We start from the raw sequence: 1,068 nt of genomic DNA, 5'->3' as shown, positions 1-1,068 counted from the left end.
CTATAAAGAATCTTCCGATAGAATAATATATCAGATAAGAACAGATAAGTTCACCTTCGTACTTTTTAAACTTTCGCTCAATTATAAAATACAAAAGGAAAAATCCGATTAAATCCCATATGGACTCGTATAAAAAAGTAGGATGAACCATTATGGAACCAAGAGTCGGGTCGATAACATTAATCGCCCAAGGAACAGTCGTCTGTACGCCGTGAGCTTCCATATTAAAATAGTTCCCCCATCTTCCTATACTCTGTGCAATAAGGATACACGGAGCTATAACATCGAGAATGGTGAGCACATTTAACTTTTTATAACGGCTTACAAGCCAAATACCTATAAAAGCTCCGATAAGCCCACCGTGAATGGCAAGTCCTCCGTTCCAAATTTTATATATAGAATCGAGATGTTCGCTGTAATAGCCCCACTCAAAAATGACATAGTAAAACCTTGCGAATATTATCCCAAGGGGAAGACAGACTATCAAATAATCATATATAATATCCGTGTCCATATTCAGTTTTTTTAACCTTTTTGCGGCAATCAACAAAGCAACCACAATACCTGTGAGTATACAAATGGCATACCACCTGATATCAAAACCGAAAATGGAAAAAGCGACGGGATTTGGTGTAAGCATAATAAATTTCCTCCTAAAAAATATCAGAAAAATTATATCATAAAATAAAGCCGATACAAATATTTATAAATATATTATTTCCTTTTTTGCCAAAATATTATATAATAAAATTTAGTTTTTAGATAGGGAGAAAGTAACAAATGTCGATACCATTTACACATTTACATGTACATACGGAATATTCTTTACTTGACGGATTTTGTAAGATAAAAGAACTGCCAAAGATCGTAAAAGGCATGGGTATGGACAGCATTGCCATAACCGACCACGGAAACATGTTCGGAGTTATTGAGTTTTACAGAGCCTGTAAAGCGGAAGGAATAAAGCCTGTACTCGGTTGTGAAGTATACATGACCGCAGGAGACAGAAAAGGAAGAGACCCTATAAATGACAGACAAAGATTTCACCTTAGTCTTCTTGCAGAAAAT

2 protein-coding genes are annotated in these 1,068 nt (G+C 35.3%); one reads left to right on the top strand and one right to left on the bottom strand.

Annotated elements, in window-relative coordinates; translation table 11 throughout:
* Positions 1–640: prolipoprotein diacylglyceryl transferase (gene lgt / locus QZ357_RS05025; RefSeq protein ID WP_290772642.1), on the bottom strand; the 640-nt coding region annotated here is incomplete at its 3' end.
* 140 nt (positions 641–780) lie between these two features.
* Here lgt and QZ357_RS05020 point away from each other — a divergent pair.
* A partial coding sequence (locus QZ357_RS05020; protein WP_290772639.1) for a PHP domain-containing protein occupies positions 781–1,068 on the top strand: 288 nt, incomplete at its 3' end.

Source organism: Anaerofustis sp. (genome assembly GCF_019420015.1).
Taxonomy (GTDB): domain Bacteria; phylum Bacillota; class Clostridia; order Eubacteriales; family Anaerofustaceae; genus Anaerofustis.
Note: the sequence above shows the minus strand (reverse complement) of the source record. Positions and strands in the feature narration are given on the sequence as shown.